6 protein-coding genes are annotated in these 15,959 nt (G+C 63.4%); 3 read left to right on the top strand and 3 right to left on the bottom strand.

Annotated elements, in window-relative coordinates; all coding sequences use genetic code 11:
• Window positions 1-21: 21 nt before the first annotated feature.
• From amaB to hglS, 3 genes are all read right to left on the bottom strand, one after another.
• Entirely contained in the window at window positions 22-1,554 is a 1,533-nt protein-coding gene (gene amaB, locus QA637_RS16440; RefSeq protein WP_283062360.1) for an L-piperidine-6-carboxylate dehydrogenase, read from the bottom strand.
• Window positions 1,555-1,639: 85 nt separating this feature from the next.
• On the bottom strand, window positions 1,640-3,061 hold the full coding sequence (locus QA637_RS16435) for an FAD-binding oxidoreductase (RefSeq protein ID WP_153436834.1): 1,422 nt from the start codon (window positions 3,059-3,061) through the stop codon (window positions 1,640-1,642).
• 15 nt (window positions 3,062-3,076) lie between these two features.
• Window positions 3,077-4,477, bottom strand: coding sequence for a 2-oxoadipate dioxygenase/decarboxylase HglS (hglS, locus tag QA637_RS16430; protein WP_283062358.1), 1,401 nt, complete (start codon window positions 4,475-4,477; stop codon window positions 3,077-3,079).
• 113 nt (window positions 4,478-4,590) lie between these two features.
• On the opposite strand from hglS, the gene QA637_RS16425 reads away from it, so the two are divergent.
• From QA637_RS16425 to QA637_RS16415, 3 genes are all read left to right on the top strand, one after another.
• Window positions 4,591-5,484, top strand: coding sequence for a LysR family transcriptional regulator (locus tag QA637_RS16425; RefSeq protein WP_153436832.1), 894 nt, complete (start codon window positions 4,591-4,593; stop codon window positions 5,482-5,484).
• Between the two features lie 358 nt (window positions 5,485-5,842).
• Window positions 5,843-14,455: a cyclic beta-(1,2)-glucan synthase gene (gene ndvB / locus QA637_RS16420; protein ID WP_153436831.1), complete on the top strand. Its 8,613-nt coding sequence runs from the start codon at window positions 5,843-5,845 to the stop codon at window positions 14,453-14,455.
• Window positions 14,456-14,681: 226 nt separating this feature from the next.
• Window positions 14,682-15,887, top strand: a complete 1,206-nt coding sequence (locus QA637_RS16415; protein WP_234886745.1) for an OpgC family protein — start codon at window positions 14,682-14,684, stop codon at window positions 15,885-15,887.
• Window positions 15,888-15,959: the final 72 nt, after the last annotated feature.

The raw sequence follows: 15,959 nt of genomic DNA, 5'->3' as shown, positions 1-15,959 counted from the left end.
GATCCTATTCGAAGCCGCGAATTATTCGATGTCGAACGAAACGCCCTGCGCCAGCGGCAAAGCCTTCGAATAGTTGATCGTGTTGGTGGCCCGGCGCATGTAGGCCTTCCAGGCATCGGAGCCCGATTCACGGCCGCCGCCGGTTTCCTTCTCGCCACCGAAGGCGCCGCCGATTTCCGCGCCGGAGGTGCCGATGTTGACGTTGGCGATGCCGCAGTCAGAGCCGTCGGCCGCGAGGAAGCGTTCCGATTCCTGCATGTCGCGGGTGAAGATCGACGACGAAAGGCCGGCCGCGACCGCATTGTGGTCGGCGAGTGCGGCGTCGAAGTCGCTGTACTTCATGACATAGAGGATCGGCGCGAAGGTCTCTTCGAGAACCGGGCCCTCCTGCTTCGGCATTTCGACGAGCGCCGGCTTCACGTAGTAGCCGTGCTCATGCCCGAGTTCGACGCGCTCGCCGCCGGTGACGGCACCGCCATGGGCCTTCGCGTCGGCAATCGCCTTCTGCATATTGTCGAAGGCGGCCTTGTCGACGAGCGGACCGACAAGCGCTGTCGATTCCAGCGGGTTGCCGACGGACACCGACGTGTAGGCCTTCTTCAGGCGCGGGACGAGCTGATCGTAGACGCTTTCATGGACGAAGAGGCGGCGCAGCGTCGTGCAGCGCTGGCCGGCAGTGCCCATGGCGCCGAAGGCGATGGCGCGGAGCGCCATGTCGAGATCGGCCGACGGGCAGACGATGCCGGCATTGTTGCCGCCGAGTTCGAGGATGGCACGGGCGAAGCGCTTCGCAAGACGCGGGCCGACTTCGCGGCCCATGCGGGTCGAACCGGTGGCCGAGACGAGCGGCACCTTCGGGTGATCGACGAGCACTTCGCCGACCGTGCGGTCGCCGATCAGCACTTGCGATAGACCTTCCGGCGCATCGCCGAAGCGGGCGAGGGCACGCTCAAGGATCGCCTGCGATGCAAGCGCGGTGAGCGGCGTCTTTTCGGACGGCTTCCAGACGACGGCGTTGCCGCAGACGAGCGCCAGTGCCGCGTTCCACGACCAGACGGCGACCGGGAAGTTGAAGGCGGAGATGATGCCGACGACGCCGAGCGGATGCCAGGTTTCCATCATGCGGTGGCCCGGGCGTTCGGTGGCGATCGTGAGACCATAGAGCTGCCGGGAGAGGCCGACGGCGAAATCGCAGATGTCGATCATCTCCTGCACCTCGCCAAGGCCCTCCGACGGGATCTTGCCGGCTTCGAGCGAGACCAGACGGCCGAGGTCGGCCTTGAAGGTGCGCAGCTCCTCGCCGAGCAGACGGACGAGCTCGCCGCGCTTCGGCGCCGGCACGAGTCGCCAGGCGCGGAAGGCTTCGTTGGCCCGTTCGATCCGGGCCGCGGCTTCGGCGGCCGAAACGATCTTGAGGCTGGCGATCTGTTCGCCGGTGACCGGGCTGTAGGACGGCATTTCGCCGCTCACATAGAGTTCGCGGGCGACGCCCATCTTGTCGAGGAGGGCAGCGGCCTCTTTGGCGACGTCGACTTTCTTGGTTGCAATGTTCATCTCAACTGACTCCCGTTTTGTCTCATTTATTGGTTGCGCGGGATGCGGGCGGAAAACCGCTTCACACTTTCCTCACCCCAAGGGCTTAACCAAAACGTACGCTGCCGAGCTTTCCCGGCGATGTAAGTGTTTTCAGGCCGCGGGCCATCTCCTTCAGTTTCTCCGGCGTGTAGAAATCGTAGAAAGCCTGGTTACGCCGGCCGATTGCATGCTCCGCACTGAAGCTGCCGCCATATTGCTCGACGGCCACCGCGAAGACCCATTCGCGCAATCGCTGTTCGAAGCTCGCCTCAGCCAATAGCGGGCTATCCTTTGCCACGACGAGATTGAAATGCACGCCGCCGTCGCCGATATGGCCGAAATCGCAGACGGTGACGCCTGGGAACTTCTCCGGCATCTCGGTCTTCATATGGTCGCAGAAGGCCATGATATCACCTCTGCGGAACGAAAGGTCGAAGGCGATCAGCTTGCCGAGATGCTTTACACCTTCGGGAAGCGCGTGGCGAAGCGCCCAGATCTCGTGCGGCGGACCGACGAAGGCGTCGGCAAGCGGCGCCTCTTCCGATTCCCAGATTTCGGCGAGCACGCTTTCGAGAACGGCGTCGAGCGATTGTTCGCCCTCGCGCGGCGCCCAGGTGCGGGAGATCTCGGCGAGGATCACATAGTCGGGGACATTGCCGCCCTGGAAAGGATTCTTCAGCGACGGCACATGTGCCAGGGTCGCAGCGATCGCGTTCTTCGACATGCCTTCGAAGGCCGAAAGATAGGCGCCGAGCCGCTCTTCCATGGCGTTTAGCAGGTGCAGCACATCAGCGCCGCTTGCCGGGACGAGGAAAGCCGTTGCCGTCTGTTTCGGCACCCGCTCAAGGTTCAGCACGCATTCCGTGACGATGCCGAAGGCGCCGGTGGTTCCGATGAAGATCTGCTTCCAGTCGATGCCGGTGTTGTTCTTGCGCAGGTCGCAATCGAGGTCGAGAACGGTGCCGTTCTCGTCGGCGAGCACCACCTTCAGGCCCAGCGTATTGCGGCGCACGCCGCCGTACTTCAGGAAGCGCGAACCGCCGGTATTGGTCGCAATCATGCCGCCAAGCCGCGGATCGGAACCAAGGTCGATCGGGAAGAACAGGTCGTGTTCCTCCAGCCGCCGATTGAGGTCGGAGAGGCGAAAGCCGGCATCGACACGCACAGAGCGATTGTTTCTGTCGAGCTCTAGCTGCCTGGTCAGCCTGTCTAGACTAAGAACGATCTCCGTGCCGGTGTTGTCCGGCGTCGATCCCGACACGACGCCGGTATTGCCGGACTGCGGGATGAGCGCGAGGTCGTTTCGGACGCAATAGGCGACCGCGGCCGAGACCTCCGCCGTTGTCCCCGGGCGCAAAACGGCAGCCGCGCGGCCCTCATCGTAGCGCGCACCGGTCTCATAGGCTCGCATGTCTTCCGCACGCGCAACGACGCCCTTGTCGCCAAGGATCTTCGTCAGCGCGTCGATATGCTCTTTTCCAATCATCTCATCGTCGCTGTGTCATTCCGCTGCCATTGCGACGGAGAGCGCCTGAAGGCAGCTTTCGATTGATGCCTGTTCGATACCGGCATAGTGATCGAACTCGTTGAGGACGGCGACGCCCAGATCTGCCTCGAAGCGCTTCTGGTTCGGACTTGCGACGAACTCCTGCTGGGCGCCGTCGCCGAGGTTCGACTGGAAGATACCGGCGGCGCTGACCGGAAGGAAGTCCTCGTAGACGATTGGATCGAACTCTACGAGGCCTTCGGCGACTAGCGCGTCTATGTCGCGGCGTCCGGCGAGCTTCGTCTGCCGGCCCTTTTCTGTCAAAGAATAGCTGAAATAGCCAAGCCCCGCTTCACGGATCTCCGCCCAGCTGTCGGGGAAGGCCCCGAAGGCCTGGGCAAGGGCTGCTTCGTATTGCTTCGCGTTGGAGCCGTCGGCGGCGGGCCGCACGATCCTGCGCGATTCGTCGAGCAGCCGGTCGTAGAGGCTGCGCCCCTTGGGCGTCAGCGCGATGCCGCGCTGTTCGATCTCGCCGAAACGCGCCGTATGCGAACCGGTTTTCCACGCGCCCTCGCCGTCACGGAAGGAGACGGGTTCTTCCAGCGCCTTGAATGACGTCTGGCGAAGGAGGATCGCGCATTTGCGCGTCGGCGGGCCTTCGACGACGGCCTTCGGGGCAATGCCATATTCGGGCATCAGCGCTTGGACCTTGTCGATGTCGAGCGTGCGCGGCGTCAGATGGTTGATGTGCGGTCCCTTGAAGGAAACGACGTCGGCGATCAGCCGGTGCGCGTCGTGCAGGCGCTTGTACATGTCGGTGCTGACATTGGCCTTGTCGTGCCAGCGGAAGGTCTCCAGCACCTCCGCGACGAAGCGTTCGGCGTCGGCCTCGTCGAGCCCGCCGTCGCGCTCGGCTTTTTCGGTGAGCTCGATCGCGCCAGAGGTGAAGATCCGGCGCTCGCGAAGAATCACTTCCGCCTCGGCGCGCAGGCTCTCGTTGGCGATAAGGTCGAGCCTCAAAAGCGAGGTGAAGACGCGGAAGGGATTGCGCTTCAATGCGGCATCGCCGACCGGCCGGAACGCGGTCGAATGGACCGGTACGCCAGCGGTCGAAAGGTCGTAATAGCCGACCGGATACATGCCCATGACGGCGAATACGCGGCGCATCATCGAAAGTTCGGCCGGCGTGCCGAGGCGAATCGCCCCATGGCGCTCCTCCGAGATGCGGTCGAGCGAGCAGGTTGCCTCCAGGCGGTCCTTCAAAGTCGCGTCCGCCGCCAGCGTATCGGCATTGACCTTCGCCACCAGTTCCATGAGCGTGCCATAGGCCGGCACCTCTTCGCGGTACATGACCGACATGGCGGCGGAGAAGGCCGAGCGGATCTCGTCGGCGGATACGAAACTATTTTCTTTCACTGTGGCTCGCCTCGCGCTAAGGGTGAAGGACAAGGTCATTCTTATTTCTGATCATATCCGAACGACGCAGGCTTGGATCGCGCTGCTTCTGACTATGTTGATGCGAGGCTGGAATGAAGTTAAGCCGACGACTGGTTCCTGACGTGACGACGCTGCAGGCCTTCGAATGCGCCGCGCGCCACGGCAGCTTCACCCAGGCCGCGGCCGAGCTCAACCTCACCCAAAGCGCCGTCAGCCGGCAGATCAAGGACCTCGAAACCCAACTCGGCGTCCTGCTCTTCGAACGCGTCCGCCAACGGGTCATCCTTTCCGATGCCGGGCAGAAGTTCTTGCCGGAAGTGCGGCGGCTGCTGCATCAGACCGAGGAGTTGATGGTGCGCGCCATGGCGTCGGCGCGCGCCGACTCGACCCTCTCCATCGCATCGCTGCCGACCTTTGGCAGCCGCTGGCTGGTGCCGCGCCTGCCCGATTTTCTGAGGCGTCATCCGGGCACCGTCATCAACATAGCCTCGCGCTCGGCGCCGTTCGATTTCGATGAGCAGAATTTCGATCTGGCGATCCACTACGGCCAGCCGGTCTGGGCGCGGGCAACCTGCAGCTATCTCTGCAGCGAAGTCATCGTTCCGGTTGCCAGCCCGTCGCTCCTGAGCGCCAATCCGGTCGAGGCGCCGGAGGATATCGGCGGCGGTCCGCTCCTCCATCTCGCCACGCGTCCGAAGCTCTGGGCGCATTGGTTCGAGACAAACGGGGTGGACGGACATGGTGCCTATCGCGGCAACCGTTTCGACCAGTTCTCGATGGTCATCGAAGCGGCAACCGCAGGTCTCGGTTTTGCCCTTTTGCCTCGCTATCTGATCGAACAGGAACTCGCCGCAGGCACGCTGCGGATCGTTCTCGATCGACCGATGCAGACCGAAAACAGCTACTACCTCGCCATTCCGGAGGGCAAGCGTGAAAACCCGATCAGCCTCGCCTTCAGGGAATGGATTGCCGAACAGGTCGGTTGAGTTCGACCCGACGTGGACCGCCTGAAGCGGGATCTTCGCCGGCGGCTTAGCGTTTCGTGCCGCCATGCCGCAACGCACCAGGAAGGGGCTGACTTGACAGGAACGTTCTTCGAACCGGCGGGAGTGCGTGCAATGGTCCGCTTCCTCCCGTTCCGGGCTTGCCCAATTCGTCCGAACCTGCGCTCGCAATCCTTGCAAGCTGCTGACACTGTGGCTAAAAAATGCCATCTTCATGCATCACGCGGCCGTGAAATCCAACGTGCCGTCGGCTTTGCGATCTCCAATGCCCAAGTCCCAGGCGGCGCCCATTTCCGGCGCCTTCCCGCCTTCGGGAGGATGACGGCGGATGGGAGGGCACATGAACGTGTCTAGAAACGCGCCGACGCCGCTTGGACCATCAGGGCCGCAATCCGCCTGGCCGAACAACGAAAGCCGGGCCGAACAACATCGGTTGGAATCAGAAACCTCAGCCATGCTCCTTCAGAACAAGCCGTCTCATTCACCGCGCGACCCCGAAGCGAAACAAATCGATTATAACGATTCGATTCGCTCGACCTATTTCTCGATCGACGACCTTCGGCAATGCGGCGAGAACCTCGCCCTGAACGGCGCTTCGTCGCTGCCCGGCTTCTTTTCGTTCGATTTCCGCGCGCGGCACCGGGAAAACGAGAAGGAAATCCTCCGAGTCTATCGCGCGACGGCGGCCGACGTCGAAGCCGGCGCCTCGATCACGCCCGCGGCCGAGTGGCTGCTCGACAACCACCATGTGGTCGAGGAGGCAATCCAGGAGGTCCGGCGCGATTTTCCGCGCAGGTTCTATCGACAGTTGCCGACGCTTTCGGTGTCGGGTGTCGTCATCCCACGCACGATGGCGCTGGCCTGGCTCTATGTCGCCCACACCCACAGCATGGTTTCGCGGGAAAACATCACCGCGATGGTCGAGGGTTTCCAGCAGCATGAGACCTTCAAGATCGGCGAGTTGTGGGCGTTGCCGTCGATCCTGCGTTTCGTGCTGATCGAGAACCTGCGCCGGATCGCCATTCGGGTCGAGCGCTCGCGCGGCATGCGGCAGAAGGCGAACGACCTTGCCGACCAGATCGTGCGCCTGAACGATCCCGAAAGGTGCAGGGTACTGCTCGCGGAAGCGGAGGCGCTCTCCGCCGACAACACGTTCATCGCACAGCTTCTCTATCGCATGCGCGACGGTTCACAGACTTCGGGCGCGGTGATCGGCTGGATCGAGGAACGGCTCGAAAGGCGCGGCACGGACGTCGAGGAGGCGCTGGTTGCCGAGCAGAATCGCCTGGGTTCCGGCAACGCGACGATGAGCAACATCATCCGCAGCCTGCGCGAAATCGACGATACGGATTGGGCCGTCTGGTTCGAGAGCGTCAGCAAGATCGACGCGACGCTTCGCGAAGGCTCCGACTATGCCTCGCTCGATTTCGGCTCGCGCAACAAGTACCGCGACACGATCGAGAAACTGGCGCGCCGCTCCGGCCACAGCGAGCATGAAGTCACCCAGATCGCGATCGAAATGGTCGAGGAAGCAAGGGCGGCCGCGGCTGTCGAAGCCCCGTTGCAGGAGCCGAATGTCGGCTCCTTCCTCGTCGGCATGCGGTACAAGGAGCTGGAGGAAAGGATCGGCTATTCGCCGTCGCCGCTCCAGCACATCGTCCGGTTCGGCCGCAAGCTGGGCTGGTTTGCGATCGCCGGACCGAACATTCTCTTGACAATTCTCGCAATGGTCGCCGTCTACGCCTTCGTCAGCCCGATGGAGATCCCAAACGGCGCCAAGCTGATCATGCTGCTGCTTTTCGCGTTGCCGGCTTCGGAAGGCGCGATGGGGCTTTTCAACACGCTGGTCACGCTCGTCGTCAAACCGTCGCGGCTCGTCGGCTACGAGTTCCTCAACGGCATCCCGGCGGATGCCCGCACACTTGTCGTCGTCCCGTGCCTGATCGCCAAGCGTGACCATGTCGACGAACTGGTGCGCAATCTGGAGGTGCACTATCTCGCCAACCCCCGCGGCGAGATCTATTTCGCCCTGCTCAGCGACTGGGCCGACAGCAAGTTCGAGGAAACGCCCACCGACATGGATGTCCTCGAATATGCGAAGCGTGAAATCGCCGGGCTCGCGGCCCGCTACGCCTATGACGGCAAGACGCGCTTCTTCCTGTTGCATCGCCGCCGGCTCTTCAACGAGGCCGAGGGCGTCTGGATGGGTTGGGAGCGCAAGCGCGGCAAGCTCCACGAGCTCAATCTCCTGCTGCGCGGCGACCGTGATACCTCGTTCCTGCCGGGCGCCAACATGGTTCCGGACGGCGTCCAATATGTGATGACGCTCGATTCCGACACCCGCCTGATGCGCGACGCTGCGACGAAGCTGGTCGGCAAGCTCTACCACCCGATCAACCGGCCGGTCGTGAACACCAAGACGCAGGAAGTGCTGACCGGCTACAGCCTGCTGCAGCCGCGTGTGACGCCATCGCTCACCACGGGCAGCGAGGCCTCCGCCTTCCAGCGCATCTTCTCGATACACCGCGGTATCGATCCCTATGTCTTCACGGTCTCGGACGTCTATCAGGACATCGTCGGCGAAGGCAGCTTCACCGGCAAGGGCCTCTACCATGTCGACGCATTCGAGGCGGCGCTGAAGAGCAGGATCGAGGAGAATGCCGTGCTCAGCCACGACCTGCTCGAAGGGTCCTATGCACGTTGTGCGCTCGTCACCGACATCGAGCTCGTCGAGGATTTCCCGACCCGCTACGAGGTGGAAATGTCGCGCCAGCATCGCTGGGCGCGTGGTGACTGGCAACTGCTGCCCTATATCTTCAATCCGTCGAACGGCCTGTCGATGCTCGGCCGCTGGAAGATGTACGACAACCTTCGCCGGTCACTCATCCCGGTCGCATGGCTCGTCGCTTCGGTCATGGGCTGGTACTACATGGAGCCGACCGAGGCCTTGATCTGGCAGCTCGTGCTGATCTTCAGCCTCTTCGTTGCACCGACCCTGTCGCTGATCAACGGGATCATGCCGCGCCGCAACGACATCGTCGCACGGGCGCATCTGCATACGGTGCTCTCGGATATCCGCGCCGCCAACGCCCAGGTGGCGCTCCGCATCGTCTTCATCGCTCACAATGCCGCAATGATGGCAGATGCGATCGTTCGTTCGCTCTACCGAACCTTCGTCAGCCGCAAGCTGATGCTCGAGTGGCGCACCGCCGCGCAGGTTCAGAGCGCCGGTCATGGCTCGATCGGTGATTATTTCGGCGCGATGTGGACGGCGCCGGCCTTGTCGGTCATTTCGTTGGCGCTTGCCGCGGTGTCCGATACCGGACTGCCCTACATCGGCATCCCCTTCGCGCTCATCTGGGCGACTTCGCCTCTGGTTGCGTGGTTTGTCAGTCAGTCGGCCGAGACCGAGGACCAGTTGGTCGTGTCGGATGATGCGATCGACGAGATGCGCAAGATCGCCCGGCGCACGTGGCGCTACTTCGAAACCTTCGTGACCGCCGAACAGAACTTCCTGCCGCCGGACAATTTCCAGGAAACGCCGCAGCCGGTGCTGGCGGAGCGTACGTCGCCCACCAATATCGGCGTCTATCTCCTGTCGGTGATGTCCGCGCGCGATTTCGGCTGGATCGGCTTCGAAGACACGATCACGCGGCTCGAGCAGACGATCGCGACGATCGACCGCATGCCGAAATATCGCGGCCATCTCTTCAACTGGTATCGGACGCGATCGCTCGAAACGATGGAGCCGCGCTATGTCTCGTCGGTCGACAGCGGCAACCTCGCCGGCCACCTGATCGCTGTTTCGTCCATGTGCCGGGAATGGGCCGAGGCTCCCTCCGCCCATGTACAGGGCAATCTCGATGGCATCGGCGACGTGGCCGGCATTCTCTCGGAGGTGCTCAACGAACTGCCGGACGATCGCAAGACCGTTCGGCCGTTGCGCCACCTGATCGAAGAGCGCATCGCCGGCTTCCAGAACGCGCTTGCCGCCGTCAAGCGCGAGCGCGAATTCGCATCGATCCGCGTGATCAATCTGGCGGTGCTTGCGCGTGACATGCACAAGCTTGCCGCCAACCTCGATCACGAAGTACGCACCGCCCAGAGCGCCGAGGTGGAGAAATGGGCGGGCTCGCTCGTCTCCACCTGCGAGGCGCATATCGCCGACGGCGTCTTCGATCTCGGCGCGATCGAGGCGCTGCGCCAGCGTCTCATGGTGCTCAAGGAGCGCGCGCGCGACATCGCCTTCTCTATGGATTTCGGCTTCCTGTTCCGGCCGGAGCGGCGGTTGCTGTCCATCGGCTACCGCGTCAATGCCAACGAACTCGACGAGGCGTGCTACGATCTGCTTGCCTCCGAAGCGCGGCTGACGAGCCTTTTTGCGATCGCCAAGGGCGATCTGCCGACGGAGCACTGGTACAAGCTCGGGCGCCCGATCGTGCCGATCGGCGCACGCGGCGCTCTGGTCTCGTGGTCCGGCTCGATGTTCGAGTATCTGATGCCGCCGCTGGTCATGCAGGAGCGGCAGGGCGGCATTCTCAACCAGACGAACAATCTGGTGGTTCAGGAGCAGATCAACCACGGCCGGCGCCTTGGGACCCCGTGGGGTATATCGGAAGCCGCCTTCAACGCGCGCGACCATGAGCTCACCTATCAGTACACGAACTTCGGTGTGCCGACGCTCGGCCTGAAGCGCGGTCTTGGCCAGAATGCGGTGATCGCGCCCTACGCGTCGATCCTCGCCTGCATGTACGATCCGAAGTCTGCGCTCGCCAACCTGGCGCGGCTCCGGGAGGTGGGTGCTCTCGGCGCCTACGGCTTCCATGACGCCGTCGATTTCACGCCGACGCGCGTTCCCGAAGGGCAGAAATGCGCCGTGGTGCGCAACTACTATGCCCACCACCACGGCATGTCGGTCGCGGCGGTCGCGAACGTCGTGTTCAACGGGCGCCTGCGCGAGTGGTTCCATGCCGATCCGGTGATCGAGGCGGCCGAACTGCTGCTGCAGGAGAAGGCACCGCGCGACATTCCGGTGATGAATGCCAAGCGCGAGCCGGAATCGCTCGGCAAGGGCCAGGCCGATCTCCTCAGGCCGGAAGTCCGCGTCATCGAGGATCCGCTGACGCAGGACCGCGAAACCGTCTTCCTGTCGAACGGGCACTATTCGATCATGCTGACCGCGACCGGCGCCGGCTATGCGCGCTGGAATGGCCAGTCGGTTACGCGGTGGAAACCGGATCCGGTCGAAGACCGGACGGGTACGTTCATCTTCCTGCGCGACACCGTCACCGGCGACTGGTGGTCGGCCACGGCCGAACCGCGCCGGGCGCCGGGCGAAAAGACCATGACCCGTTTCGGCGACGACAAGGCGGAGTTCGTCAAGACCGTCGGCGATCTGACAAGCGAAGTCGAATGCATCGTCGCGACCGAGCACGATGCGGAGGGCCGAAGGGTCATCCTGCTCAACACCGGCACAGAGGACCGCTTCATCGAAGTCACATCCTATGCGGAGCCGGTGCTTGCGACGGACGATGCCGACAGCGCCCATCTCGCCTTCTCCAAGATGTTCGTGCGCACCGAGATCAGCCGACAGGGCGACGTCATCCGTGTCTCGCGCAACAAGCGCGGCGCGGGCGATCCGGACATGGAGGTTGCGCACCTTATCACCGACAATGCCGGCAGCGACCGCCACACCCAGGTGGAAACCGACCGTCGGCGCTTCCTGGGGCAGGGCCGCACCCTCGCGGAGGCGGCGGCCTTCGACCCCGGCGTCACCCTTTCGGGAACGGAAGGCTTCACGCTCGACCCGATCATGTCGCTACGCCGCGTCGTGCGCGTTCCGGCGGGCAAGAAGGTGAGCGTCATCTTCTGGACGATTGCCGCACCCAACCGCGAGACCGTCGATCGGGCGATCGATCGCTACCGGCACCCGGAAACCTTCAACCACGAACTGATCCATGCCTGGACGCGCAGCCAGGTGCAGATGCGCCATGTCGGGGTGACGTCGCAGGAGGCGGCAAGCTTCCAGATGCTTGGCCGTTACCTTGTCTATCCGGACATGCACCTGCGTGCCGATACGGCGACCGTCAAATCCGGGCTCGCCTCTCAGTCGGCGCTATGGCCGCTGGCGATTTCCGGCGATTATCCGATCTTCTGCCTGAGGATCAACGACGACGGCGACCTCGGCATCGCGCGCGAGGCGCTGCGGGCGCAGGAATATCTGAGGGCGCGCGGCATCACCGCTGATCTCGTCGTCATCAACGAGCGGGCATCCTCCTATGCCCAGGACCTGCAGCACACGCTCGACTCGATGTGCGAAAACCTGCGGTTGCGTGGCCTTTCCGACGGTCCGCGGCAGCATATCTTCGCCGTACGCCGCGATCTGATGGAGCCTGAGACCTGGTCGACGCTGCTTTCGGCCTCGCGCGCCGTCTTCCATGCCCGCAACGGCACGATCTCCGACCAGATTGCCCGTGCCACGGCGCTCTACGCGAGGCCTGCCGCGAAAACCACCGAGAGCACACAGATGCTGTTGCCGGTGATCGAGGAGGCGGGCGAGCGTCCCGCAGCCGAAATCAGCGGCGACGGGCTGGAGTTCTGGAACGGCTTTGGCGGCTTTGCGGATGAAGGGCGCGAATATGTCGTGCGGCTGCGCGGCGGTGAAGCGACACCGCATCCGTGGATCAACGTCATTCCCAACGAGCACTTCGGCTTCCACGTTTCCGCCGAGGGCTCGGCGTTCTCCTGGAGCCGAAATTCGCGCGACTACCAGCTCACACCGTGGACCAACGATGTCGTGGTCAACCGGCCAGGCGAGGCGATCTTCGTCCGCGACATGGCGAGCGGCTCGGTGCTGACCCCCTATGCCGCGCTTTCGCGGCGCAAGTCGGCCGTGTTCGAAGCCCGTCACGGCCTCGGCTATTCGAGCTTTGCAAGCACGCAGGACGAGCTCGAAATCGAGGCGATCCATACCGTACACAGGACATTGCCGGCGAGACTCGTGCGGCTCTCGATCCGCAATCGCGGCGCCTCCGCGCGCCAGTTGCGGATCTACGGCTATGCCGAATGGGTGCTCGGCAACAACCGCGGCCGGACGGCTCCGTTTGTCCTGCCCGAATGGCGCGAGGAAGCCCAGGCGCTCGTCGCGACCAATCCGTACAGCCTCGACTATGCCGGCCGTTCGGCCTTCCTCGCGATCGACGCTGAGGTCGCCTCCTATACGGCGAGCCGGCGGGAATTCCTGGGGCAGGCCGGCGGAATTCTGGCGCCGCAAGCGGTCATCGCCGGTGCTGCACTGGCCGGCTTCACGGAGACCGATGGCGATGCCTGTGCGGCCCTTTCGTCCGATCTCGTTATCGAGCCCGGTGCGGAACGGCAGATCACCTTCTTCCTCGGCGACGCCGACAGCGGCGAACAGGTGCAGTCGATCCTCACCGAATTGCGAGGGACCGCCTTCGACACGACGCTCGAAGCGGCGAAGGCGTTCTGGAGCGAATTCACCGGCGTCGTGAAGGTCGAAACGCCCGACAGGGCCTTCAACCACATGGTCAACCATTGGCTGCCTTATCAGAGCCTCGGCTGCCGCATCATGGCGCGCTCCGCCTTCTACCAGGCAAGCGGGGCTTACGGTTTCCGCGACCAGTTGCAGGATACCCTCGCCTTCCTCTTGCATCGGCCGGAGCTTGCGCGCGCGCAGATCCTCAACGCGGCCGCCCGGCAGTTCGTCGAGGGTGACGTGCAGCACTGGTGGCTGCCCGGCACCGGTGCCGGCGTCCGCACGATGATTTCCGACGATGTCGTCTGGCTCGCCCACGCGGTCGCGCATTACTGCGCGGTCACCGGCACCACGGACATCCTCGCGGAGAAGGTGCCGTTCATTGTCGGACTCGCCCTCGAAGAGGGCCAGCACGACAGCTTCTTCACACCGGAGAGCGCGGACGAGACGGCCGATATCTACGAGCATTGCGCCCGCGCACTCGATCTCGCGATCAAGCGGACGGGGGCGAACGGTCTGCCGCTCATTCTCGGCGGCGACTGGAACGACGGCATGAACCGCGTTGGTATTGCCGGGGAGGGCACGAGCGTCTGGCTCGGCTGGTTCCTCGCCGGTGCGCTGCGCGCCTTCCTGCCCCATGCCCGCGAGCGGAAGGATAATGCGCGCGCCAAGCTTTGGGAGACGCATCTCGAGATGCTGAAAGCAGCGCTCGACGGGCCAGGCTGGGACGGTGATTACTATCGCCGCGGCTACTACGACGACGGCACGCCGCTCGGATCCGCCGAAAATGTCGAGTGCCGGATCGACTCCATCGCCCAATCGTGGAGCGCGCTCTCCGGCGAAGGCGAGGCCGAGCGCTCCAAGCGTGCGATGGACGCAGTGATGGCGGAACTCGTCGATCCGGAAAAGCGGATCGTGCGGCTCTTCACGCCGCCGCTCGAAAAGACGCAACATGACCCGGGCTACATCAAGGCCTACCCGCCGGGCGTGCGCGAAAACGGCGGCCAATATACGCATGCGGCCACCTGGGTTGTGCTCGCCTTTGCCGCTCAGGGACGGGCGGAAGAGGCGTGGCGGACCTTCCAGATGCTCAACCCCGTATCGCACGCGCTCAGCCGCGACGATGCCGAGCACTACAGGGTCGAGCCCTATGTTGTCGCCGCCGATGTCTATGGCGAAGGCGAGCTCGCCGGGCGTGGCGGCTGGACCTGGTACACAGGCTCTGCCGGCTGGCTCTATCGCGCGGGCGTCGAGGGCATACTCGGCATTCGCATGAAGGGAAAGAAGCTGGTGATTCGACCCGTGCTGCCCGCGGATTGGGCGGGCTATTCCGCCGAGGTCCGGCTGAACGGCGCGACGCATCGAATTTCCGTGGATCGCGATTCAAAAACCGGTGAACCGATCGTCAGCGTAAATAATAGTGTCACAAAAAACGCGCATGAAGGCATTTTGCTGTAACCGCCGGAATTGAGCATGGGAGGAAGCCGGCTTTGTACCAGACGGGCAAAGCCGGTTTTCGTTTGCCGCACAGTTTCAGCCGCGATCCCCTGTCGCACTTTGCAGTGTTCGGGATCGCGCTTCATCGACGGTGCCGAAAGCCACTCGGAGATCGCCTGGGCGCGTTTTCGGCATCCTGTTTTCAACAGGGGTAGGGCGGGGCGCCAAATCCCGGATACCAGACCGCATGCTGCAAATGACATTTGGCAAGGAACCGATCAAGGCTGCCGGCTCGGATCACCAAGATCCCGGCTCCAACCAGTCCAGGATCAGCGTTCCTCGCCCTGTGCCGGCTACCGAGCGCGACACACGCCTCGACGTCTTCCGCGCACTCTGCCTGCTGACGATCTTCATCAACCACGTCCCAGGCCAGTATCTCGAATATCTGACGCACAAGAACATCGGCTTCTCGGATTCCGCCGAGGCCTTCGTGCTGATCTCAGGGCTGGCGGTCGGTGCTGCCTATGGCGGAAAATTCGTCGCCGGCGCAAGACTGGCCCTGACCCTGAAAATGTGGCGGCGTGCGCTGACGCTCTATGTCGCCCATATCATGACGAGCGTCGTGACGCTGGCGATTTTCGCGGGCGGCGCGCTCTATTTCGGCCGCCAGGACCTAATCGGCGAAATCAACATCCGGCCGATCGTCGAGCAGGCCGAGCAGGGCATCGTCGCGATGGTCCTGCTTGGGCATCAACTCGGCTACAACAATATCCTGTCGCTCTATGCAGCACTGTTCCTGATGCTGCCGGGTATCCTGTGGCTGAATGTGGTGGGGCGCTGGCTGCTCCTTGCGCTATCGGCGGCGCTGTGGCTCGCCGCCGGCTGGTTCAAGCTGGTGCCGTCCAACTTCCTCGACGAGGGCTATTGGTTCCTCAATCCCTGGTCTTGGCAGTTCCTATTCGTCATCGGCATCCTCTCCATGAATCACGTCCGCGCCGGCGGGCGCCTGCCGCGACACTGGTTGCTGATCGGGGTTTCCGCCGCCTATCTCACCGTCTCCGCCTTCTGGGTCCTGTTCTCCTGGTGGAACATCGACTTCTCCTTCGGGCTGCCGGCGGTTCTGACCGGCTTCGACAAGACCTTCCTGTCGCTGACGCGGCTCCTGCATGTGCTTGCGCTCGCCTATCTGCTCGCGATCACCCCTGTCATCAGCCGGCTGACCAGACTTGAGAACAATCATCCGCTGGTGATGATCGGCCGGCATTCGCTGGCCGTCTTCATCTTCGGGACGATTCTTGCGATGGCAGGCCAGGTGCTTCTCTTCGTCACCGGCAAAAACCCGATCATCGGCTCGCTCTTTGTCATCGCCGGCATCGGGCTCCACTTCGTCTATGCCTATTACCTCGAATGGCTGAAGGACGTGGCGGTGGCAAAGCCGCTCAGAGCTGTGTAGCAGAGTTGTCAGCGGCGTAGCGCGGATCGCCACGATCCGCGTTAACATGCCCACGCGATCATTGATTCGCGT

Origin of the sequence: Sinorhizobium terangae (assembly GCF_029714365.1) — a bacterium.
GTDB lineage: Bacteria > Pseudomonadota > Alphaproteobacteria > Rhizobiales > Rhizobiaceae > Sinorhizobium > Sinorhizobium terangae.
The sequence above is the reverse complement of the archived record's forward strand: the minus strand, read 5'-3'. Positions and strand labels throughout refer to the sequence as shown.

Coding starts and splice junctions, on each gene's coding strand:
- amaB (WP_283062360.1), bottom strand. CDS start 1,554: ATGAACATTGCAACCAAGAAAGTCGACGTCGCCAAAGAGGCCGCTGCC.
- QA637_RS16435 (WP_153436834.1), bottom strand. CDS start 3,061: ATGATTGGAAAAGAGCATATCGACGCGCTGACGAAGATCCTTGGCGAC.
- QA637_RS16425 (WP_153436832.1), top strand. CDS start 4,591: ATGAAGTTAAGCCGACGACTGGTTCCTGACGTGACGACGCTGCAGGCC.
- ndvB (WP_153436831.1), top strand. CDS start 5,843: ATGAACGTGTCTAGAAACGCGCCGACGCCGCTTGGACCATCAGGGCCG.
- QA637_RS16415 (WP_234886745.1), top strand. CDS start 14,682: ATGCTGCAAATGACATTTGGCAAGGAACCGATCAAGGCTGCCGGCTCG.